General features: G+C 66.4%; 10 protein-coding genes and 1 pseudogene. 5 read left to right on the top strand and 6 right to left on the bottom strand.

Features of this window, described 5'->3' with window-relative positions:
- Positions 1 to 9: 9 nt before the first annotated feature.
- The 5 genes from WAQ08_RS12045 to WAQ08_RS12025 form a co-directional block, all read right to left on the bottom strand.
- Positions 10 to 11559, bottom strand: a complete 11550-nt coding sequence (locus tag WAQ08_RS12045; RefSeq protein ID WP_422191813.1) for a filamentous hemagglutinin N-terminal domain-containing protein — start codon at positions 11557 to 11559, stop codon at positions 10 to 12.
- Between the two features lie 34 nt (positions 11560 to 11593).
- The gene (locus WAQ08_RS12040; RefSeq protein ID WP_422191812.1) at positions 11594 to 13255 is read right to left on the bottom strand and encodes a ShlB/FhaC/HecB family hemolysin secretion/activation protein; all 1662 of its coding nucleotides are present in this window, start codon (positions 13253 to 13255) and stop codon (positions 11594 to 11596) included.
- Positions 13256 to 13364: 109 nt separating this feature from the next.
- Positions 13365 to 14645, bottom strand: coding sequence for a hypothetical protein (locus WAQ08_RS12035; RefSeq protein WP_422191811.1), 1281 nt, complete (start codon positions 14643 to 14645; stop codon positions 13365 to 13367).
- A gap of 128 nt (positions 14646 to 14773) precedes the next feature.
- Positions 14774 to 15649, bottom strand: a complete 876-nt coding sequence (locus WAQ08_RS12030) for a PEP-CTERM sorting domain-containing protein (RefSeq protein WP_422191810.1) — start codon at positions 15647 to 15649, stop codon at positions 14774 to 14776.
- A gap of 249 nt (positions 15650 to 15898) precedes the next feature.
- Positions 15899 to 16801, bottom strand: a complete 903-nt coding sequence (locus tag WAQ08_RS12025) for an ankyrin repeat domain-containing protein (RefSeq protein WP_422191809.1) — start codon at positions 16799 to 16801, stop codon at positions 15899 to 15901.
- A gap of 245 nt (positions 16802 to 17046) precedes the next feature.
- Here WAQ08_RS12025 and WAQ08_RS12020 point away from each other — a divergent pair, with 245 nt between their 5' ends.
- The 3 genes from WAQ08_RS12020 (at position 17047) to WAQ08_RS12010 (ending at position 19290) form a co-directional block, all read left to right on the top strand.
- Positions 17047 to 18129, top strand: a complete 1083-nt coding sequence (locus WAQ08_RS12020) for a hypothetical protein (RefSeq protein WP_422191808.1) — start codon at positions 17047 to 17049, stop codon at positions 18127 to 18129.
- Between the two features lie 68 nt (positions 18130 to 18197).
- Positions 18198 to 18512 (top strand): DUF1840 family protein, encoded by a 315-nt coding sequence (locus WAQ08_RS12015; RefSeq protein WP_422191807.1) that lies wholly within the window; start codon positions 18198 to 18200, stop codon positions 18510 to 18512.
- Positions 18513 to 18573: 61 nt separating this feature from the next.
- A complete protein-coding gene (locus WAQ08_RS12010; RefSeq protein WP_422191806.1) occupies positions 18574 to 19290 on the top strand; it encodes a histidine phosphatase family protein in 717 nt (238 codons plus the stop codon).
- On the opposite strand, the gene WAQ08_RS12005 is transcribed toward WAQ08_RS12010, so the two are convergent.
- Positions 19260 to 19877, bottom strand: a complete 618-nt coding sequence (locus tag WAQ08_RS12005) for a TetR family transcriptional regulator (protein WP_422191805.1) — start codon at positions 19875 to 19877, stop codon at positions 19260 to 19262. The genes WAQ08_RS12010 and WAQ08_RS12005 overlap by 31 nt on opposite strands.
- A gap of 139 nt (positions 19878 to 20016) precedes the next feature.
- On the opposite strand from WAQ08_RS12005, the gene WAQ08_RS12000 reads away from it, so the two are divergent.
- Together WAQ08_RS12000 and WAQ08_RS11995 are read left to right on the top strand one after the other, a co-directional pair.
- Positions 20017 to 21267: an efflux RND transporter periplasmic adaptor subunit gene (locus WAQ08_RS12000; protein WP_422191897.1), complete on the top strand. Its 1251-nt coding sequence runs from the start codon at positions 20017 to 20019 to the stop codon at positions 21265 to 21267.
- Positions 21268 to 21326: 59 nt separating this feature from the next.
- Positions 21327 to 22931 (top strand): annotated as a pseudogene (locus WAQ08_RS11995) (efflux RND transporter permease subunit); the annotation flags it as partial.
- Positions 22932 to 23063 lie beyond the last annotated feature (132 nt).

Below are 23063 nucleotides of genomic sequence, written 5' to 3'. Positions count from 1 at the left end.
ATGAGGCGCTCAGGAGGCGTTCCTGTCCTTGCGGGCCTTGCGTTCCTGCTCGGACTTGCTTTCACCTTGCGCGTCGAGCGGCGTGCTCATCGGCACGGGCTCGGGCACCTCGCCGCCGAAGCCCAGCAATTCCACCGTCAGCACGGAGGAGGTGCTTTCGCCGCGCATGTCTGCCGAAGCCGCGACCTGGGCCACGCCGGTCGCAGTGTCGGCCACCTTGGGTGTGAGGCTCAGAGACACCGTCGGCGGTGGCGGCGGGGTGGTGCCGGTGGCGTTGGCGATGTTGTCGGCGCCGATCACGGCCCTGGCGACCAGCTCGACCTTGCCGCCCTGGATGTAGGCATCCAGGGCCCTGATCTCACCATTCGGCGTATACAGACCGATGACGCCAATCGGGAAGTTCACGATCTGCAGGCCGCTGCCTGACGTAGGTGGCTGGCCCAGAGAGACGACGCGGCCCGCGCTCGGATCGAAGACACGCGTGGGTGTCGGCTTGGCCACGCTGGTGTTCGAACCGATCCCGGAGTCGATATCGCCATCGGTGGTGTAGATGTAGATGTTGCCGCCGTTCGTGTTGTCGCCTCCGACCACGATCACCTTCTGATCGCCAGCCAGGAAGTCTCCGCTGGTGATGGACCGGAAGCTGCCGCCGCGGAAGTTGATGAAGCCTGCTGGTTGGTTGGCTGCGCTGGGCAGGCCTGCTGTCACTTGCCCCGGTGCTATCACGTCGATACCGCCCAGGCTGTTGTCGGCCACCGCCGACCCACCGCCACCCAGGCCCAGGTTGTGCACCTTGGCCTTGGACAGATTGATGTTGCCTTCGCGTTTGAAGCTCACGCCAAGGCTCGCGAGATCAGCCACCTGGGCGGCTTGGTCGAACAGGACCTGGCGTTGGGCGGCTCGCCGTGCCTCTTCCTGCTCGTTGCTGGACGTGGCAATGGCGCCCGCCTGGCCGGCCAGCGCGACGATTTGCTGCCACATGGTCTCGTACTTGAGTCGTACGAAGGCCTCGGAGCGGTAGTAGGCATCTGACTGCCCTGCATGGTCCGGCAAGTACCGATCGACGAACGCTGCGTTGAGGTAGCGGTTGACTGTTGCGACCTGGCGCGTGTTGGTCAACTGACTGAAGCTGGCCAGAGCTGTGGCGAAGTCAACGTCCAGCCAGTTCGCCATGCCTTCAGGCGCAGGCAACTGGCTGTCGATGAGAGCCTGGTAGACCGCGTTGCGCAGGGCCGGGTCAGCACCATGTTTGTCCATCAGGGGCTCAAGGTCCACGGACCGCGCGTTGCCTGCTGACAGCGTGATCTTGGCAGACTCACCAGGCAAGGCTGTGTTGATCAGGTTGCCAACGGCCACCACGCCCAGCGACTGGTTGAGCTCGATGTCGCGCCCGGCCTCAATGCGCAGCGCCCCTGGGCCGCCGATCACGATCTGGCCCGTCGTGGTGGTGCTGCCGATGATGTCCCGACCTGCGGAAAGACGGGTCACGTCGTCTTCGGTGAAGTTCTGGCCGATGAAGGCAGGGTTGACCAGGTCACCACCGGCCACGATTTCGGCGGGCCGGTTGCTGCGCAGGAAGGCGCTGACGGTCAGTCCGTCATCGGTGGCCGTATCAAAGACAATGTCACCATTTGCATGAACACGCACCACCCGGTCATTGCCTTGTTGAGACAGGTCCGAGATGGTGGTGTTTTGCAAGGTATCGAGCTGAGACGAGACGCGCAAGCCGTTGGCTTTGGCCGCGCTGGCCGCGCCGGCGGGTGAGAGGCTTGTGTTGAGCCCAGAGATGTTGAAACTTGTCGGGATTGTTTCTGCGTTGCCAGCAATCGAGGCTGGATTCGAGATGCTAGGTAGTCCCAATTGAGCCTGGGCCATGTCGAGCAACTGAATATTCGCCTGCAACACGACGTCATTGCCCGCATAGACGTTGAAGTCGGAGAGCGCGGAGGGCAGCACATACAGGGGGGAGGCCTGTGTGTTGGTGCTGTTGCCGTCGGCGATGGCACGGCCGGTCGTGTTGAAGGTCGCATTGCCTTCCAGGCTGACGACACTGACGACAGGCGGTGCGACGCTGGCCAGGTAAGACGCGTTGGACAGCACCGAGCCGGTGATGTTCATGGTCTCCGTGGCCGAGGTGGCGTGCATGCGGTTCAGCGATTGCGAATTGCTTTCCCAGTTGACGTTGCCTTGTGTCGATGCCAGTGAAACGCCCGCATCTTCGGCATAGGTGAAATAGACCGCACCGGTTTGCGCATTGAGGCCCGATGCCGCATTGCTGACCGACCCTGCATTGAAGTTGCTGGTGCCGTTGGTTCGGAAGGGCAGCACCGTCGGGTTGAACACGTAGGACAGGTTCAGATCCTGCAATGCGCTGACATCCCACTGTCCATCCATCAGCCCCAGCATGGCTCCGGGCTCGTACACCGTCAGGCTGTTGGGTAGATCGCCATCTGCCACGGCATCGGCGCCGCGATTGATCGCGCCACCCGCGGCGATGCGGCCACGCCCGCGGCCCAGGAAGTACACGCCGCCGTCGACATTGCGGCCGGCCAGCACGTCGATATCGCCGCCATTGAGTTCTTTGAGCCTGGTTTGCACCACTTCGCCAGCGTCGTTGACCACCTGCACCACACGGGCGTTGGTGGGGGCCACCACCGCGATGTTGCTGATGTCGTTGCCCGCCGTCACGCTGATGTTGCCGCCGCCGAATGAGCCGAAGCCTTGGCGGAAGGCGTTGATCCCGGTCCACCAGGCCACGGGCACGCGCTGGGTCGCGAGTGCCGCGTTGGGGTTGCCGCCGTGGTAGAAGTAGTTGCCGGTCATCTGCGTGACCTGCTGAGGGGTGAGCGTCGTCACGCCGTTGACCGTGCTCACGCTGGCATAGCTGCCCACATTGCCGCCGGCGGCGATGGTCAGTCGGCCGCCGCGTTCGGTGAAGCGGGCATTGGTGTAGGCGGTGGTGGCGAACGGTGTGGTCGTGAATCGCTCGTCGCTGTCCAGCGCAGAGGTACGCCCTGCCACGTAGATAGCCGATGCGGTGGTCAGCGTTGGCGCCATCAGGCGGACATCGCCTGCGGCGTTCACGTCGATGGAGCCCGCCGTGGTGCGGATGATCTTGCCGCCATCCAGCGTGAAGTGCCCCTTGCTCGTGTCGGTCTGCGTGGCCGACAGCTTGGCCGACGAGGTGTCCGCACCCGACACGAAGCGCATGGAGGTGGCATCGCCCGCTGCGATGTTCAAGGTGGTGCCAGAGAGCGTGAAGCCGTCGCTCACAGTGCTCTTGACATTGATGTCACCCGCCGAGCGGACGGTCAGCGTCAGGGGCTCACCGCCCGCGCGCACGGTGCTCAGGTTGATGTCCGTGCCGTTGCCGATGGTCAGATTGCCCAGGGTCTGTATTTCGACGCCTGCCTTCACATGGGCTTCGCTGCGGCCCGTGAGGCCCAGCTTGCTCAGGATTCCGGCCTTGTTGGTGGCTGTGGCAAAGGTGGCAGCGTCACTGGCCAGGGTGCTCAGGCCCCAGGCCGTGCTGGTGCTGGCGCCGCTGACCAGGCTGGTGTGCCAGGTGCCGGGGGCTGCCGCAGGGTTGTCCTTGTAGACCCGCACGGCTTCGATCTCGATCTGGCCGGCTTGCAGCGTCAACTGGGCATCGGCCGGATCACTGGCATTGCCGGGCAGCAGTTCGACATTCACGTCGCCCGTGTAGGCGCCAGCCTGGGTGCGGGTCTGGCCCGCGCGGATGACGATGCGGCCATCGGCGGTGTCGCCCTCGCTGTCAGCCTTGACCGTGGCCTTGCCCAATTGCACCTTGCCTTCGGTGGACGAGAGCAGGATGTCGCCGCCATTGGCGCCTTCACGTGTCGATTGGGCCAGCACCTGTGCGCCCGTCTGCAGCACCAGATTGCCCTGAGCCTGCAGTTGCACCACGCCGCCTTGCGGCACGGTGGCGTCGATCTTGGCTTGCTGGCCCAGGGTGAGTGATCCGGCATCGGTGGTCAGCGCCACCATGGCCGCTTTCACGCTGGTGTTCAGGGCCATGTCTTCGCCTCGCACGCGCACGCCAACTTCACGGTGCGCGGTGCCGCTGGCGTTGCGGCTGATGTCCAGCAGCTTGTCCAGCCCAGTTTGTGCCACTTGGGCGTTGTCATTGGCCGCAGCTTGCGCCGCGGCGTCCAGGGCCAGGCGGCGGGCGTCAACCGTCAATGATCCGCCCTTGCCGCTGGCGGCTTCCAGGTTGATGTCGGCATGGGTGCCGATCACCACCGTGCCACCGGCCTGGGTAGAGCCGGCGCTGGGTGCACCCGTGGCCTTCAGCGTGATGCTACCTGCATAGGGGTTGTCGCCGGTGTAGCCGGTGGGCATCACCGGCGCGGCGGCAGACAGCAGCCCATCGACCACCAGCCGGCCGGTCTGGGCCTGGGCCGTGATCTGCCCGCCGCCCGACGCCACGGCGTAGGTGTCTGACACCTTGCGCAAGCGGCCATCCACGCGGGTCTCGGAGCCCGCGCTGAACACCACGGTATCGGCCTGCGTGGCCGAGCCACGGCCCAGCAGGTTCAGCCGGCCCGCTTCGATGTCGATCAGTCCGTTCTGCGTGACCGTTGTGCCGGACAGGCCCAGCTTGCCGCCGGCGCCTACCGATTCGCCCAAGGTCTTGCCACCGGCCGCACGCGTGATCACCAGTGCGCCGTTGGCATCTACCTGCTGGTCCGCATTGCTGGTGGCAGTGACACGGGCGGCGTCCAGGGTCAGGTCGCCTTGGGCCGTGGTCTGGCCCTTGCCTTCGAAGACGATGTCGCCGGTGCTTGCGAGGGTGCTCCTGGTGAAGCCCAGGCGTTGGCCGGCCGGTGTGCCTTGCTGCTGCTCGGCGGCCGAGGCTGCGATGGTCAGTCCGCCGGTGTGGCCATCCTTGAGCACCGGGGCGGCCTTGATGAGCAGTGAAGACGTTCCCGTTTCACGTTCTGTCTGTGCAGGGGCCGAGCGGCCTGAACTGTTGGCCAGCACTACGTCGCGCGCTGTGATTTGTGCCGTGTCCGTGGCCTGACCACGACCGAGCAGTTGAGGTGCATCCAGCGTGAGCTGGCTCATCTGTGCCGAACCCAGTTGCACAGAACCGTGGAAGTCGATGCTGGTGTAGGAGCGCAGCGCCAGGCGATCAGCCTTGTTGGCCGCATCGAGCAGCTTCCCGCTGATCGACAGTGTGGTGTTGTCCAGGCCGGTGGTGTCATCCGCCCCGATGGCCACGCGGCGTCCGCCCAGGCCCAGCGAGCGGGTGGCCAGTTCGGTGGACGAGGCCATGGCCAGCTTGTTGGTGGCGTCCAGTTGGACGGAGTTGCCCTTGAGCACCACCTGGCTGGCTGCGCCTTCCTGACCCACGATCAGATTGCCTTGCGCCGAGTCCGTGGCGCCCGTGACACTGAGCGTGGTCTTGGCCAGGTTGCCGACCTGCAGCACCGCGCCATTGTCTTTCACGCGGTAGTTGCGGGTGGCGCCGGTGTCTGCACCGGTCGATGCCAATGTCACGCCGTTGTCGACCGTGATCGTCTGATGGGCCACGGCCATGAGTTCACCGGCGGTGCTCATCGCCGTGCCGGCCTCGTCAGCCCGGAATGTCACGTTGTTGGCATAACGTGTCACGCTGATGCTGCCATCTGCATTGGTCTTGCGGGTGCCACCCAGCAGGATGCTCTCGGCGCCCAGGGCATTGAGCTGCGCCAGGCTCACACGCTGGGTGCCATCGGGCAGGGCCTGCGTGGTGTCGCTCTGCACCACCATGTCGGGCATGGCCAGATCGAACTGGCCGGCGCTCAGCCCTTCTTCGGCCTTGCCCGACAGGTTGAAGCGGGCGGCCCAGTCGAAGGCGTTGTCCGACAGCAGCGAGATGCGGCCGGCATCGCCCGGCTTGAACAAGGTGTCACCGCTGCGGGCTGATTCAGCCAGCTGGTAGGCGTTGCCCGATGTCAGCAGGATCTCGGACTTCTTGCGGAAGGTCTGTTCCGGTTCGAGGATGAGTGCCAGACGCTGGTCACCCCCGCCGTTCTGGGCGGTGCCTGTGTTGGTGCGGTGGCCGGACACGATGACCGAGCCATCGTCGTTGCGGACGGCCACGGGCAAGGCCGTCGTCACGTTCAGCGAGGTGGCGCTGACGAGCACGGCGCCCGGCAGGATGCCGTAGCGCGCATCCAGCAGCGTGTAGGTGCCCGCCTTGAGCACGCCGTTGTCCGTGGTGATGGTGACCTGGTCACCCTTCTTGAGGGTGGAGCCGACCTTCTGCGTGGTGGCGTTGATCTCGGCGTCCAGTGGCGCGAAGTCATAGCTGTAGTTGGGCAGGATCGCGAAGACGTCCTTGCGCAGGTAGGTGTCGGTGCTGCCGCCCACGCCGGGCTTGAATTCCCAGGCCAGGATGTCGCCGCCTGCGCGTGCGTCCACGGATGACTGGCTGCTCAGCGTCAGCACCTTGCCATTGAGCGTGATCTGCTTGTCGACCGGCAACTGGCTCAGGTCGATCACGGTGTTGTTGTCCGACGGGGTGAGGTTGGCCGCCTGGCCCGTGGCGGTCACGGTGCCTTGCGTGCCGTAGAACCAGCCGCTCTGATTGACCGTGGTGCCCACCGGCACCTTGGTGCCGTCGCCCGAGATGGACAGATGGGCGCGATCAGTCAGTGCCAGCGTGTTGGCCTTGACATCGATGGTGCCGAATGGCTGGCGCACCGTGCCATCCAGGTTCACCTGATCGGCCTGCAAGTACAGTGCTGCCAAGGCAGAAAGAGGTGTCTGGCTGTTGCTGCCCGTGGCCGGTGCGAGCACATTCAGGATGCCGCCCATGGCAGCCCCTTGTGCGTCGAAGCCCTTGACGCTGAAGTTGCTCAGCGTGGTGGCATAGACCTGGCCGGCCAGCATGTTCAAGGTGCCGGTGAAGCTGAGCTGTCCCTTCAGGGCGGCGCTGCTGGCCGACGGTTGCCCGGCGAATCTGATCTCGCCATTGGTCCGCCCGAAGGCGGCCGAAGCCGAGGGCGAAAGCGTGGCGTTGAGTGTCAGGGTGTTGGCACCGAGCACGGCCGTGTCACCGACGACCTCGATCAGCCCGGCCTGGACCTCCAGCGCACCGCTGCCACCCAGGCGGCCTTGCGTGGCGCGCTGGCTGGCGGCCGTGACCTGCGGCAGCGCCAGAGGCAGGCTGTCGCCCACCTTGGCCTTGGGGCCGATGCTGACATGGTGGGCCTGGATGATGTGCGCGGCGCCATCGGCCACATCGACCACCGAGGTGTTGAGCACCACGGACTGCAGGCGTGTGCGTCCATCAGCTGCGATCAGATGGGCGCCGGCATTGAGCTGCACGCTTTCATCGGCGCGCAGCTGGATGCGGTCGAAGCCGGAACCATTGAGCAGCGTGGCCGACACCACGCCTTCGCCGAACTTCAGGCCAGAAGCGGCCAGTTGGCGCGCTTCGCTGTCCGTGCCGGTGATGCGGATGGTGCGCAGGCCAGCGTCTTCGCCAGATGGGTAGGTGGCCGATGGCACATTGCTGTTCGTCCGGTCGACCAGGCCTTCCTGGCTCAGGGCGATGTTGATGGTGCCGCCCGCGACGGCCGCATTGGGGGCACTGGCGTGCACCGTGCCCAGCAATTGGAAGCCATCGGTGGACATGATGTTGAGCGTGCCGGCGCCGGCGCTCAGGGTGCTCTTGCCCGGCAGCGTACCGCGGTCGAGCTGGCCGGTGGCGCCGCGCAGGTCAATGGTGGCTTGCTCGTCCATGACGAGCTGGCCGCGCACTGCGGTGCCGTCCGTGCCGCCCAGCGTCACGGTGCCGCCGGCCAGCACTTCGCCCACGTCCAGCGCTGCCATGCCTGGGATGGCAGCATTGATGCGGTAGCTTTTGACCGCGCCGGAGACATCGATCAGCGAGCCCGCAGCCAGGTAGATGCCTTGGCCGGCCTGATAGCCCAGTACTTCAATGGCGATGGGATCGGTGGCAGAGGCACCCCGGGTGCCCAGCACGCGCAGGCTCACCTGGCCGGCCTGGGCCTTGAGCGTGCCGGCCATCTCGATGCTGCCACCGGCACTGAGGTTGATGCGCCCGCCGATGCCCATGTCCAGCAGGGCGCCTTCGCCGATGTTCAGGTTCGCGCCCTGCGCCAGGCCGACGGTGGTGTTGTTGGGGGTGCCCGGTAGGGTGGTGGCGCTCAGGCTCAGGCTGAAGGGCTGCCTGCGGCCACTTTCCAGCACTGTCAATGCATAGGGCAGGGTGTCCGGGCTGACCAGGCGTGCGGCCGTGGCAACCATGTTGACCAAGGTGGGCTGGACCACGGTGCCTGGTGCCACGGTGATGTGGCCGATGGCGCTCACGTCCAGCTTGCCGAAACCGCGATCAGCGAACAGGGTGTTGGCGATCTGGAAGCCGCCTTGTTGAACGCTCCCGATCGATACGGAAGGCAGCCCCGACAGGGTGAGTGTGCCGCCAGCGCTGAAATCGTAGGCGCTGAGGGTGCCATCGAGCACCAGCTCGCCCGCGGGCGCCAGTGTCTTGTCCAGGTACTGCTGGTTGATGGCGATCGTCACGCTGCCCGCGGTGCCCTGCACCAGCGTGCCGCTGCCCGAGCGCCATGCGGCGCCGGACACGTTGATCTCGCTGCCTGCTTCAGCCACCACACTGCGGGCGGCTGACAAGCTCACGCTGCCCCCCTGGCGCTCAACGCCCTGGTTGGCTGGTGCGCTGCTCACGCGTTCATCGCGCACGGTTCCGGCGGCGTCCAGCGAGGCTGAGCGGCCCAGCACCACATCGGCGCCTTCCTTGCGAGCCAGCAACGAAATGTCGCCGCCTGCTGTGCGGATGCTGCCGTCCACTCGCACGCCCGAGAATGCATTGGCTTCGAAACTGCCGCCCGCCGCCAACTGGATCACGGGCAGGTCGGCGCTGGAAGCTGTACCGATGGTGATCTGGCCCGCCTGCAGGCTCAGGCCAGCCAGGCCTGCTGCGTTGATCAGGCTGCTGGATACCTTGAGGTCGGTGCCGACCTGGTCCAGCGTCTGCTGCCAGCGCGCACTGGTCCAGTGCTGCGCGATGGTGGGCAGGGCAATGGCCTGGTCCGTGACCGTGATGGAGGCCTGCACGGTTTGTTCCGGCACGTCGTTGGATAGGGTGCCATAGTGGTTGCCCAGCACCAGCAAGCCGGCCGTGGGGCGCAGCGATGCATACAGATGGGGCTGGGTCTCCAGGGCCAGGGGGCGGTTCACCTCACGAGAGGCATCGTTCAACTGCGAGAATGCACCTCCGACGCTGAAGGCGCGATCCCGCTCTGCCACGTCGGTCGACAGGCGCTGGACCTCGCTCATCGTCACCTGGCCCTTCAGGGTGGCGCCCAGCGACATCACGGGTGCAGCCAGGAATGCCACGCCGGCACTCATGCCGACCTGCTGTTCCTCAAGAACCAGTGGGGCGGTGACGTTCAAGGCCGCCAGGCCCAGACGCGCGATCTCATCTGCACTGGCCTGCGTCGGGTCTGAGATCAAACCGTCATAGCGCAGCGCCTTGCTGCCCTCTTCGATGCGCGTGATGGTGCCGTCGCGCAGCAGCAGTGATGACTTGAGCGAGCCCTTCTCGTAGGTCACCTGGCCACCGCTGAAGTCGATCAGTGCATCCTTGTCCAGCAGCATGGCGCCCTCGGCCTGCATGCGCACGATACCGCCGGCTGTCGAGTACTCCGCCGCGCTGTAGCGGATGTTGTTGTACAGGCCGCTGGCATCGCCGATGGTGATGCGGCGACGCGCATCGGCGAAGAGCTCCGCGCGGTAGACCACGCCATCGCGCTGCAGCGGCGAATCGGCCAGTTCGATCGAGAACAGGCGGCCCTGCAGTTGATTGCGGGAGGCCGGCAGGATCAGGTTGTCCAGGCCGGACACATCCACCTTGGCCCCTGCTTCCATCACGATGCGGCTGCCATCCTGCGTGACCGTGCCCTGGCCGCTGTACAGCGGCGAGTTGGCCCAGTTGCTGGTGGCCATGATGTTGACTTCACCGGCCGGTGCCTGCACGACCGAGCCAGAGCGCAGGGTGATCTCCTTGCCGATGATGTCGATGCGCGAGCGGTAGAACACATCGCTCGACAGCTGCAGCAGGCTCTCGTAGACCTTCAGGTCGGCCTCGTACTTGGACTGGGCTGCCTTGCGGGCGGCCTTTTCCTCATCGCTTGCGTTGGCCGACAGCGTCTTGGGTGCGACGGGTTTGTCCATCACCCGCAAGAGATCCTCAGGGCTGACGCCGATCTTGCCGGCGGCGATTTGCTCCGGGGTAAGCACCAGGCCGTCGACCGAAGGCAGAACCTCGGTGATGCTGCCCTGGCCCAGCTCCACCGTGCCGGTGTTGCTGGCAATGCGCACATTGTCGGAGCCGTAGCCTGAGTTGTTCGAGCCCGTGAACACGCTGCGGGCTGACACGCTCACGGTGTCCTTCATTGCCGTCAGAAAGATCGCGCCGTTCTGCCCCTTGATGGCCGTGGTGGCCGTGAGCTGGCCCTTCTGGCGGATCGCCGCACCCACCAGATTGATCGTGCCCTTGTCGGCGCGCACCGTGCCACTGCGCGCATCGCCATCCAGGCGCACGTTCTCCACCGAGCCCAAGTCAGGCGCCTCGGCCAGCGCGGCCTCGTCGAAGTTGTCGATGGACACCAGCAGGCCACGCTGGGCCGCGTCCAGCGGTGCGTAGAGGTAGACGGTCTTGCCGGCGGCCATGATGGCCTGGCCCTGCGGCGTTTCGATCAGACCCTGGTTGACCACGCGGGGAGCCACCAGTATCACATCGCCACCCGCGCCGATGGTGCGGATCTCTGCGCCCTTCTCGACCGAGATGAAACCGTTGACAGCGCTGTTGTCGCCGCCGAAGGAGGCCTCGCCCTTGCGGAAGCCGCGGATGCCGGATTCGAAGACCTCGCTGGTGATCTTCAAGGCTGTGGCCACGAAGCTGTGCGTGTTGACCCGCGCGTTGCTGCCGAAGATCACGCCGGCGGTGTTCTCGAGCATCACCTCGCCATTGGCCGACAGCACGCCATCGATCACAGAGGGCGTGAGGTTCGCGACCCGGTTGAGCGCCCGCCCGCCGGTGGGCTGCTCGAAGCGCATCGTGTAGCCCTGGCCGATGTCGAAGCTGTCCCAGTTCAGGACGATGGTGCCGCCCTTTTGCACCAGGGTCATGACCTTGCCGTCAGGCGACAGGGCAGGGTCTTGGTAGTTGCCGGTGTTGCGCGCCCAGTTGCCCGCCGAGTAGGTGGGCAGGTTGGCGCGCGGGTTGGCCAGGGCATCGCGCACCAGGGCGGACACGGGCCGCGCTGCCGGTGCGACGGATATGGCGCCTTGGGCCCGGGATACCGCCACGCCGCTTACCGCTCCGTCACTGCGCATCTGCGCCTGCGCATCACCCAGGGAGGCGATCAGGGCCAGCGCCCCCAGGGCCACCGCACGTGTCTGCCCGCCCGCTGCCTTACGGGCTGACCGGGCGTGCTCGTGTGCGGGCACACGCATGCCGCGGTGACGGTCGAACACGAGGCGGTGGACGTGCTTGTTCATGATGGACTTCCTATGGCGATGGGTTCAAGCAGGGTCAGAACGATTGGCGGATGCTGACGTCCACGCGGTAGCGGCGATCAGCCTTGTCGCCGCTGGCGTATTCGGAGCGGCCGTTGTCGACCGGGCGCAGGGTGTCGAAGACCACGCGGGCCACGTCGATGCTGGCCTGCAGGCCGCTGGCGCCGTTGCCCAGGCGCAGGCCCAGGCCATAGCTGCCCATGTGGGTGCGTGACACCTGCGTGAGCTGCGGGTTGATCAGGTGGACGAAACCGCGGTCGGAGAAAGCCAGGGCCGTGGCCTGGATGCCGGCCACTTCCAGCCACACTGGGCTGACCAGTTCGGCGCGGGTGCTCCAGCCCTGGTCACCGGTTTGCTCGTAATCGAAGTAGCCGCGCACTGTGGCCGCACCACCCAGGCTGTATTGCTCGCCGCTGGGCAGTGCGCCGGTGGCCAATTGGGCATCGGCGCTGACGTTCAGCCGCCAGTTGCCAAATATCGGGCGGCCATGGCCCACGCCGATCTGCCAGGCCAGGAAATCGGCACTGGAGCCGGCGCGCTTGCAGTCGAACTGCTCCAGCCGGACGCCGTTGCAATCGACCTCGCGGCCAGCCAGCGAATGGGTGCTGCCCTTGAGCGAAGTGCTCAAGGTGGTGAGCGTGTCGCCCGCGCCGTTGTGCGTGAGGTTGTAGCCTGCGGACAGCAACGGGTAGCGCGTGGGCGGGCGCTGCACGATGGCGCCGTCCAGGAAGGTGTTGAAGTCGCGGTTGTGCTTGTAGTCCAGCGCCGTGTAGAAGCTGTGGCGGATGGGCCAGTTCAGCCCGTCCAGGCGGCGCGACCAGCGCAGGCCCACGAAAGTGCCCTTGGTCAGCGTCGAGGCCGGGCCGGTGCCGGACACGCGCGTGAGCGTGTCGCTGCGGCTGTCGGTGATCGAAGCGAGCAGATCGTCTCGGCCGCTCAGCGGCACGCCATAGATCAGCGACAGCGAGTTGCTGTCCTTGGGGCGGTTGGGTGCGTACTGCCAGCTCAGGCCCAGGGTGTGGCCCAGTTGGAAGAGGTTGGTTGTGCTGACGGATGCGGCGATGCGGCCGCGTGTGGTGTTGAAGCTCTGGCCGTTGTTGATCTCAATGCTGCCGCTGAAAGGGGCCTTGTCCTCGACCTTCAGGTCCACCTCGATGCCCTGGCCAGATTCGCTCGCGTTCACCAGCGGCGTGACCTGCAGGTCGGCCGACTGCAGCGCGGCCAGCTCCTTCTGCACCTGCGGGAAGTGCGGCACCTCGCCGGTGGCCAGGCTGGGCACGGCGTCCTTGATGCGGCTGGGCAGGTGGTATTGCGAGCCCGTCACCTTCAGCTTTTCCAGGGGGGCCTCGACCACCTCCAGGCGCACTTCGCCTTCGTCCACGCGCTGGTTGGGCAGGCTCACCAGTACCGACAGGTAGCCGGCGTTCTGGTAGGCCTTCTCCAGGGCCGAGCGTGCCTGCTCCAGATCGGCGAAGCGCCGGCCCGGGCCCATGAAAGGCGACACCGCCTGCTCGACCATCGCGGCAGGCAGCATCGTGTTGCCTTCGATCACGTACTCGTACACATCGAAGGTCGGCTCGTCCGCCGCGGCCTGGGGGGCGGTGGCTGGCACCTGGGCCTGCACGGACATGCCCAGGGCCATGGACAGTCCCAGAGCGAGGGCGAGCGCTTTTTTCATATCTACTTCGGACCAAAAAAGGAACAGTCCCCAATGTTTGGGGACTGTCGTGTCAGGGGCGTGGCAGCCCCTGGGCTCCCCCCTTGGAAGGGGGGAGTGAACCCGTCGATTACTGCTTGGTGATGGCGTTGGTGTTGCTGCCGTTGCGCGTGAACTCGTTCTGCGCGTTGGGGAACAGGCCAGTCATGCCGGTCAGGTCGGTCAGCTCCGCATCGATGGCGTCCAGCACAGCGGTGGCGGTAGCGTCGTTGGCGAACTTCTGAGACTGGTACCAGAACTCGTAGGAGCCGTTCTTGGCGGAAGCCACGCTGCCAGAGCCGTCATAGGCGGCGACGCCGTTGAGCTTGACGAAGCGGTAGCCACCCAGTTCACCCGTGGTCGTGGTGGCGGCGGGGCTGTTTTCCAGCGAGAGCACGCCGACAGCGTAGCCATTGGCGTTCAGGCAGTTGCGGGCGTCGGAGGTGCCGCCGCCTTCTTGCACTTCGAAGCTGTCCAGGCCCGAACCGGCACCGTAGGTGGCCAGGTCGGCAACGCCGTAGGCACCGGCGTTGGCACCGTCGGAACCGATGAAGCCATTCAGGAAGTACTGGTTCGAGGCAGCCTGGGTGCCCGAGGTGGACACACGGCGGCACAGGGTCAGCTTGTCGCCGGCGGCACCGACGCCCAGCAGGGCGTTGATGTCTTGCTTGGCCGAGTTGAAGGCGTCATAGACGATGGAAGTGTACTGGGCGCGGCTGATGCTGGGCTGGTAGGCGGGCAGACGGTGGTCGGCATTGGCCGGCACGGTGATGCCTTGGACGGCCTGCAGGGCGCGGTACAGGTCGTTGCTCACGGCCACGCCGAAGAGCTGGCTGAAGCTGGCGGGCGTGGTCTTGGCAGCCAGGTCGGAAGCCGACACGCCAGCGCTCACCAGTTCGGACTCGGGGAAGGAGATGGGCTCGATGTCCAGGAAGCCGCCGCGCGACTTCTGGCCAGCCAGGGAGGCTGCCACGCCGGTTTGCAGGGAGATGCCAGCCAGGTTGCCGCTACCGGCCGTGGCGGTACCGCCGGTGGTGGGCGCGAACGCGAAAGAGGCGTTGCCAGCCGAGCCGGACACGGCGGTGAAGGAGCCGCCGCTCACGTTGAAGGCGACGGCATCGACGGCCACGCCACCGGCGTTGCTCAGGCCCGTGAAGTTGGCGCTGCACTTGGCCGTGAAGAAGTTGCCCAGGGCCGTGGCCGTGGCATCCGTCTTGTACACGGTGAAGGTGCCGCCGCACAGACCCTTCAGGGCCTTGACGTAGGCGATGGAGGTGGCCGAGGCGCCCGTCAGGTTGACGGTGGCGGCTTGGGCTTGGGCGGCGACGGCCAGGGTAGCGGCGGCGGCCAGGGCGATCTTGGTGAAGGTCATGGAATCTCCGGACGGTGAAAAGAGAGGTGGAGCGAAAAACAGGAGGCGGCACTCAGCCCGGCGAGGCCCCTGGTTGGGGCCTCGCCTGTCATGTCAGACGTGGGAAGAGGAGGAGCCTTTGAGGGGGCTCAGGCGCGACGGCGGCGAGCCATCAGGCCGACCACGCCCAGGCCCAGCAGGGCCATGGCGTAGGTCGAGGGCTCGGGCACGGGGGTCGTGACGAAGGTCAGGGTGCCGGCTTCGGCGCTGAAGACCAGGCGGCCCACCAACTGCTCGTTGCCCAGGCCATCAGCCAGCCACAGGCCGTTTTCTTGGCCGGCGTACACGGTGCCGCCCATCTTGTTGGCGTTGCGCCAGTTGTTGCCGAAGCCGTCGCCGGCCATCACGTAGCCGTTGGAGCGGGTGGTGGGGCCGTCGGCGGCGGTGAAGGTATAGGCGCCGTTGTCAGCCGAACCGATGGTGCCCTTGTTGGTGAGCGGGTAGAAGATGTCGTTGTTCTGGGGGTTGGTGATCAGGGCCAGGTTCGAGTTGTTGCCGGCGTTCTGAGCTTCGCGCTGCTGGGCTGTGGCGTTGACGTTGCCGCTGATCAGCGAGCGCTTGTTGGCGCCGAAGCCCACGGTGTCGTTGGCACCGACAACCCACTGGATCTCGCCTTGGTCGGCGTTGGCCAGCAGGGTGGTGAAGGCGGCGTTCCAGCTGTTGGTGCCCAGGGTCGTGACCTGGCCGCCGTTCAGGCTGACGGTGTTGGTGTTGAAGTTCCAGACCACGGTGGTGTTGGGCGCAGCCAGCACACCCAGGGCCGAAGAGCTGCCGTTGCCAGCGGCGCTGGCGAAGCTGTTCAGGGTGTAGCCCAGGTCGAAGAAGGCCGACGTGGTGGTGCCGTTCTGGTTGTCGAAGGCGATCAGGAACAGGGAGCCGTCACCATTGGTGCCGCCTTGGACGGCGGCGTTGGCGGCGCCGGTGGCGACGAGTGCCAGGGCGGCGGCGATGTGTTGCAGTTTCATTGCTGGATCTCCGTGGAAGGAAGGAACGTGTGTTTGAAGCCCTGGCATTCATGGTGGCCCAGAGCAGACCGCAGTGTCGGCAGGCGATGTGACAAGCCTCAGGGTTTGTTCGGGGCGCGCCCTAGTCCGTTCGGATGATCTCGAACCAAGTGACTGTTTGGCATGCGCCGTTCGGACCGCATTCAGGCCATTGCGTAGTCCGTTCGGATCATTCGGGCCGTTGTGCACCCCCTTTGAATGCGGGGGCGCTCAGGGTATGGCCATCACCACATCAGCCGGGCGTTCCAGCAGCACCTGGGTGATGGGGTGGGCGATCTGTACGCCACGGGCCTGCAGCCAGGCCGCCGCCTCGAAGCGGCGGCCCAGCGCGGCAGCATGCAGGGCGTTGAGCCCGTTGTGATCGGGGGTGTCGGCCGACAGGCCTGAGCGCACCAGCATGTCCATCACGGCGATGTGTCCGCCCAGGGCGGCCTCTGACAGGGCGTGGCGGCCATCGCGGTTCCAGCGCACCGGGTCCGCATGGGCTTTGAGCAGCCGTTGCACGACGCGGGCGTGCCCTGCGCGCGCGGCCAGGTGCAGCGGGGTCTGGCTGTTGGCCGATGGCAGGTCCACCTGGGCCTGGCCACGCAGCAGCTCCAGCGTGACCAGGTCGTGTCCGCCGACGGCAGCGGCCGCCAGCGGGGTGTAGCCGGCCAGGCCGCGCCGATCAGGGTCTGCGCCACGGCGTAGCAGTTCCTGAACGGTGGGCAAGTGGCCCGCGCGGGCGGCCAGTGTCAGCAGCGTGGCGCCATCGTAGTCGCGCGCGTCGGGTGGAAGTTGATCCTTCTTGACGAGCTCGATCACCTCGGCCCAACGGCCTTCGCGGGCCATGGCCATCAGCGCGCTCACGTTGGCCGGCACGGCAGCCACATCCGCCTCTGACCACGGGCCGCCTTGACGCAGCACCGTGAAGGGCGCGTCGTCTGGCTTGCCCAGGCGCGCGGGCTCCGGCGCTGGGCGCATGAAGCTGCTGAACTCATGGGCATCGCCCTGTGCCTGGGCAGCCATCTGCGCCACAGGCTCGATCTGGGCGATGGCGGTCGACGCCAGATACAGGCTTGGCGCAAGGGTGAAGATGAAGGCCCGAAGCCGCTTGTGCCGGGGGTAAGGCATAGGATCTTTCTGGTATCAGGCGCACGATTGGCCGCATAAGCCACTGTAGGCAGTGGGTGTGACATCACATGCTTCGCGGGCGTGCTGTCTTTGGTCCTTCCGGACTATGTGATGGGCCGATCGGTATGGGTCATGCCTGCAAGGCGTTCCCAATGCTGGTCCGAACGGCGGGCTTTGTGCCGGTGATGGACACGGCCTTGTCAGACAGCATGACCATACTGTTGGGCACCAGGGAAGGGGTGTCCATGTCAGCGCAGTTCAAGGCGGCCCAAGGGGTTGTGTTCAGTGGCCTGTACCGTCATCGCAAGCGGCTGTTGTGGCTGGGCTTGGCGGTGATCAGCAGCGTGGCGGTGGCGGGCTGGTCCGTGTGGGGCGACAAGCGCGTGGCTCCCGCAGCGGATGCACCAGCGTGGCGTGCCGCCACGACAACGGTTGCGCCTGTGCCAGCGCAAGCAACGGCGGAAGCGCTGGCCCTGTTCCGCCAGGAGTGCGAGACCATGGCGGCGCGCCGTCTGTACCAGCAGGCCCGCAAGAACTGCCAACGCTTCACGGCCGATCCGGCACTGGCCGGGCAGGCGCATGCGGTGCTGGCGGCCTTGCTGGCCGCGCCGCCGCTTCAGGATCTGGATGCGGCGGTGGCGCATGCGCAGAAGGCCACGGCGCTGGGGGATGCGCGCGGAGAGTTGATCCTGGCGTTGTTCATGCTCTCTGGCCATGTGGACCACTGGAGTGTCGAGCAGGCGCAGCAGCTGCTGGAGCGTGCACAACGTCAAGGCGTGGCCGCCGCAGAGCGTTACCTGCAGACGCTGGCGTTGGAGCGTGGCTGCTCAGGCCAGGCCTCGCTCAAGCCGATGGAGGTGCCGCTGTTCTGTGGCGCGCGCGCCGAAGTGCTGCAGCAGTTGCAAAGCCGTGGCATGCGGCACCGGCTTCACCATGAAGGGGAGTGGCGCGACGAGCTCACCCCTGGTGATGCCATCAACGCGGCATCGGTCGATCTGCAGTTCGATGTGGATCCGCAAGAGCAGCTGCCGCGTCTGGCGCGCATGCGCTATGTATTCGATGCGGGCCCGCAAGGCAGCATGACCCGCTGGCATGAGCTGTTCGACAGCCTGTCGAGCCGGTATGGCCAGCCGGGCGCCTTGCAGCGTGGTCAGCAGGCCGTGTGGCCGATGCCCGATGGCACGCTGGTGCGCCTGAGCCGCGAGGCTGATCGCTGCATGGTGGCCTACGAACACCCTGCACGGCTCAAGCAGCGTGAGGCCCACCTGGCCCAGGTGCAGGATGGCCTGCGCCAGGCGCGGTTGCTGGCGCAGGCCCATGCGCTGTGAGGTTTTGGCCGGAACCGTCAGCCGGCCAGGAGGCGCTTGGCACAATGGGCCGTTGCCAAGGAGTCTTCATGCCCGTCACGTTCAAAAGCAAAGCCGCCGCCGATCTGGTCATGGTCAGCGCCCACGCTGAAGCTCTGCTCAAGACACTGGGCAAGACTGCCACGCAGCCAGGCATCATCGAGCCGCAGGACATGGCACGTGCCCTGAGTGTGTTGCAAGGCCTGCCCGACGAACCTGTGCGCAAGCGCGCCGATGAAGAGGCGGACCCGGACGATGACGAACCGCTGGAAGACCGCGTGCCCCCGCGCACCCGTGCCTGGCCGCTGGTGCAGATGATCCAGCGTTCGAAGGACGCCGACGTGCCCGTGGTCTGGGGCGTCTGAGCCACCTGCCTGCATGGCCCGTGCGTCTGCGGGGCTGCCTGAAATCAGGCATCATGTTGCGATGCAGCATGACGTCACCCGCCTGGTCATCGTCCGCCATGGCGAAACCGCCTGGAACCTGGGCACCCGCATCCAGGGCCACACCGACATCCCCCTGAACGAGCGCGGCCAATGGCAGGCCCGCCAGGCCGGCCTGGCCCTGCGCGACGAAGGCATCGACGTCATCTACAGCAGCGACCTGCAGCGTGCCGCCCAGACGGCCGATGCCATCGCCGAGGCCTGCGGCCTGACGGTCCATCTCGATCCGAGCCTGCGTGAGCGCCACTTCGGCCGCTTCGAAGGGTTCACGCATGACGAGATCGTCGCGCAATGGCCCGAGGAGGGCCGCCGCTGGCGCCAGCGTGATCCGGCCTACGGCCCCGAGGGTGGCGAGACGCTGACCGACTTCTATGAGCGCACCGTGGGCGCGGCCCGCCGATTGGCGCTGGCCCACCCCGGGCAGACCATCGCCCTGGTGGCCCATGGCGGCGTGCTCGATTGCTTCTACCGCGCGGCCACGCACGTGGGTATGTCGGCGCCACGCTCCTGGAAGATCGCCAACGCCAGCATCAACCGCCTGATCCACTCACCGGAAGGCTTCGGCCTGGTGGGCTGGGCCGACACGCGCCACCTCGACGAGCCAGGCGGCGAGGGCCTGGACGAAGCCACCGACGGCGCCACCACTGGCAGTGCGCCCGGCCCCTTCGTTCATGCCACCGATTTGAGCCCGGCCAGGTAGACGTCCAATGCCTGCTGACCTGCCTCCACCAGTGGAAACAGACTGGGTTCGAGCACCCACAGGTCGATCAGGCCGGCGATGATGGCCATGATCGACGTGGCCACGGCGCGTGGCGCCAAGGCCTGTTGTGCCAGCCCCAGGGCCTGGGCCGATCGCACGGCGCTCTCGATGTGCCCGCGGCAACGCAGGTGCACTTCCAGCCGGCGTTCCAGCGCTCCGGCCATCTCGCCGACAAAAGGCGCCTGGCGCACGGCGATCTGCATCACCCGGCGGGTGCGTTCGTCGTCGGTGATGAGCCTGAGCGACACCAGCATGGCCTCGCGCAGGTCGGCCATCGGATCCTTGCCCGGGTGTTCCGTGAGGGCTTTGAGGGCCTCTTCCATGGGTGTCACGATGCGGTCCATCATCGCGCTGAACAATGCGGCCTTGTCCTGGAAGTGCCAGTAAATGGCGCCCCGCGTCAGGCCGGCGGCTTGGGCGATGTCCTGCAGGGAGGTGCGCGCCACACCCTTGTTGCCGAACACCAACTCGGCGGTGTCCAGCAACTTCTCGCGGGTCAGTTGGGCGTCTTCCTTGGTCCGTCTCATGGTTTGGGATGTGGGCAAAGTCCTCGGCTTCACAGGTATTGTCAGGCACATTCATGCATACATACAAGAATGTATGTATATTCCGTGCTCATTGGTTGACTAAGCAATTTTCCTTTTTGACGAGGTGTGTTCCATGGCCATGCGACAACAGCAACAACAACACGCAGGCCTGCGGGCCCACCCCGCATGGCGCTGGAGTGGCGTCGCGGTAGGCGTCGTCGCCCTCGGTGCGCTCCTGAGCGCCTGCGGTGACAAGGGCGCGCAGCAGGGCGCCGGCCAGACACCGCCGCCGCCCCAGGTGGGCGTGGTCACCGTCAAGCCGCAGACCGTTCCGTTGGTGACCGAACTGCCCGGCCGCCTGGAAGCTTCCCGCATTGCGCAAGTCCGTGCCCGCGTGGCCGGGGTTGTGCAGAAGCGCACCTTCGTCGAAGGCTCGGATGTGAAGGCCGGCCAGGTGCTGTTCCAGATCGACCCGAGCACCTACCAGGCTTCGTACGACAGCGCCCGCGCCACCCTGGCCAAGGCGGAGGCCAACCTGAACCAGGCCACCGCCCTGGCCGAGCGTTACAAGCCCCTGCAGGAGGCCAAGGCCGTCAGCCCGCAGGAGTACCTGAACGCGCAAGTCGCGCAGCGTCAGGCCCAGGCCGACGTGGCCACCGCCAAGGCCGCCGTGCAGACCGCCCAGATCAATCTGGGCTATGCCACGGTCACCTCGCCCATCAGCGGTCGCATCGGCCGGGCGCTGGTGACTGAAGGCGCGCTGGTGGGGCAGGGCGAGACCACCCAACTGGCCACCGTGCAGCAGATCAACCCGCTGTACGTGAACTTCACCCAGTCGGCCACCGAGGCGCTGCGCCTGCAGCGCGCCATGCAGGCCGGCAAGCTGGGCAAGGCCGGGGCCGAAGGCGCCACCGTCAAGGTGGTGCTGGACGACGGCACCGCGTACCCGCTCACTGGCAAGCTGCTGTTCACGGACCTGACGGTGGACAGCACCTCCGGCCAGGTCAGCCTGCGTGCCGAGCTGCCCAACCCGCAGGGCGCGCTGCTGCCTGGCCTGTACGTGCGCGTGCGGCTGGAGCAGGCCCAGGTGCAGGGCGGCATCCTGATCCCGCAGCAGGCCGTGACCCGCGCCGCGCAGGGCGACACCGTGATGCTGGTTGATGCCGAAGGGCGTGTGGCCACGCGGCCGGTCAAGCTCAGTGGTGCCCAGGGCAGCCAGTGGCTGGTGACCGATGGCCTGAAGGCCGGCGAGCAGGTCATGGTCGATGGCTTCCAGAAGGTGCGCCCCAACGCTCCCGTGAAGGCGGTGCCGTGGACACCGCCTGCGCCCAAGGGGGCAGCCCCGCAAGCCTCGGCTTCTGCGTCCGCGCCCGCCGCAGCTGCCAAGTGATGGCGTGCTGCCGACGTCGTCCCTGCTGACCCAGACATCCCGCCTGCCGGAGAGCTTCCATGGCCCAGTTTTTCATTGATCGCCCCATCTTTGCGTGGGTGATCGCCCTGTTCATCCTGGTGCTGGGGGGCGCCGCGATCACCAAGCTGCCGATCGCGCAATACCCCAACGTGGCGCCGCCCGCCGTGGTCATCAGCGCGACCTACCCTGGCGCCTCGGCCAAGACGCTGGACGAATCCGTCATCAGCGTGATTGAGCTGGAGCTCAACGGTGCGCCCGGCCTGGCCTACATGGAATCGGTCAGCCAGGCCAACGGCACTGGCTCGATCACCGTGACCTTCGAGCCCGGCACCAACATCGACCTGGCCCAGGTGGAAGTGCAGAACCGCCTGTCGCGGGCCACGCCGCGCCTGCCCTCGGCTGTGACGCAGCAGGGCGTGCGCGTGGACAAGTCGCGCAGCAACTTCCTGATGTTCGTGATGCTGTCATCGACGAACCCGCAGTACGACCCGGTGGCCCTGGGCGACTACGTGTCGCGCAACGTGCTGCCCGAGCTGCAGCGCCTGAACGGCATCGGCCAGGCCCAGATGTTCGGCACCGAGCGCGCCATGCGTGTGTGGCTGGACCCGGCCAAGCTGGTGGCCTACAGCATGTCGGCCTCCGAGGTGAATGCTGCCATCACGGCGCAGAACGCGCTGATCCCCGCCGGTGGCCTGGGTGACCGGCCGAACGGCCCCGAGCAGACCATGAGCGCCACGGTGGTGGTGCGTGGCCAGATGACTTCGGTGGAGGAGTTCGGCAACATCGTGCTGCGCGCCAAGGCCGATGGCTCGACCGTGCGCCTCAAGGACGTGGCCCGCATCGAGCTGGGCGCCCAGACCTACGGCACCTACGCGCGTCTGAACGGTGAGCCGGCGCTGGGCATCGGCCTGCAGCTGTCGCCCTCCGGCAATGCCATGGCCGCGGCCACGGCCGTGCGTGCCCGTATGGATGATCTCAAGCGCTACTTCCCTGAGGGCGTGAGCTACTCCGTGCCCTATGACACCTCGGACTTCGTCAAGCTGTCCATCGAGCAGGTGGTGCGCACGTTGCTCGAAGCCATGGTGCTGGTGTTCCTGGTGATGTACCTGTTCCTCCAGAACATTCGCTACACGCTGATTCCCACGCTGGTGGTGCCGGTGGCGCTGATGGGCACCTTCGGCGTGATGCTGGTGGCGGGCTTCTCCATCAACGTGCTGACCATGTTCGGCCTGGTGCTGGCCATCGGCATCCTGGTGGACGATGCCATCGTGGTCGTGGAGAACGTCGAGCGCCTGATGGCGACTGAAGGACTGTCGCCGCTGGAGGCCACCCGCAAGGCCATGAAGCAGATCAGTGGCGCCGTGATCGGCATCACCGTGGTGCTGGTGTCGGTGTTCCTGCCGATGGCCTTCTTCAGCGGCTCGGTGGGCAACATCTACCGCCAGTTCTCGCTGTCGATGGCCGTGTCCATCCTGTTCTCGGCCTTCCTGGCGCTGAGCCTCACGCCGGCGCTGTGCGCCACGATGCTCAAGCCGGTCGACCCCGGCCACCATGAGCGCAAGGGCTTCTTCGGCTGGTTCAACCGCCGTTTCGTCAGCGTCACGCACCGCTATGAAGGCTTTACCGCCAAGCTGCTGCGGCGCACCTGGGGGTGATCTCGGTTTCGATGCAAAAACCCCCGCCCTCAGATAGGTGGTAACCCTCGGTTCGACAGGCTGCACAGGGAGGAAGCTGGGCACCGGCGTCACCACCGAATCGCCTTGTTTGAAGCATGC

The sequence above is a fragment of the Aquabacterium sp. genome (assembly GCF_049274795.1).
Taxonomy (GTDB): Bacteria; Pseudomonadota; Gammaproteobacteria; order Burkholderiales; family Burkholderiaceae_C; genus Aquabacterium.
This window is presented reverse-complemented; position numbering and strand designations above follow the sequence as displayed.

Coding starts and splice junctions, on each gene's coding strand:
- WAQ08_RS12045 (WP_422191813.1), bottom strand. CDS start 11,559: ATGAACAAGCACGTCCACCGCCTCGTGTTCGACCGTCACCGCGGCATG.
- WAQ08_RS12040 (WP_422191812.1), bottom strand. CDS start 13,255: ATGAAAAAAGCGCTCGCCCTCGCTCTGGGACTGTCCATGGCCCTGGGC.
- WAQ08_RS12035 (WP_422191811.1), bottom strand. CDS start 14,645: ATGACCTTCACCAAGATCGCCCTGGCCGCCGCCGCTACCCTGGCCGTC.
- WAQ08_RS12030 (WP_422191810.1), bottom strand. CDS start 15,649: ATGAAACTGCAACACATCGCCGCCGCCCTGGCACTCGTCGCCACCGGC.
- WAQ08_RS12025 (WP_422191809.1), bottom strand. CDS start 16,801: ATGCCTTACCCCCGGCACAAGCGGCTTCGGGCCTTCATCTTCACCCTT.
- WAQ08_RS12020 (WP_422191808.1), top strand. CDS start 17,047: ATGTCAGCGCAGTTCAAGGCGGCCCAAGGGGTTGTGTTCAGTGGCCTG.
- WAQ08_RS12015 (WP_422191807.1), top strand. CDS start 18,198: ATGCCCGTCACGTTCAAAAGCAAAGCCGCCGCCGATCTGGTCATGGTC.
- WAQ08_RS12010 (WP_422191806.1), top strand. CDS start 18,574: ATGCAGCATGACGTCACCCGCCTGGTCATCGTCCGCCATGGCGAAACC.
- WAQ08_RS12005 (WP_422191805.1), bottom strand. CDS start 19,877: ATGAGACGGACCAAGGAAGACGCCCAACTGACCCGCGAGAAGTTGCTG.
- WAQ08_RS12000 (WP_422191897.1), top strand. CDS start 20,017: ATGCGACAACAGCAACAACAACACGCAGGCCTGCGGGCCCACCCCGCA.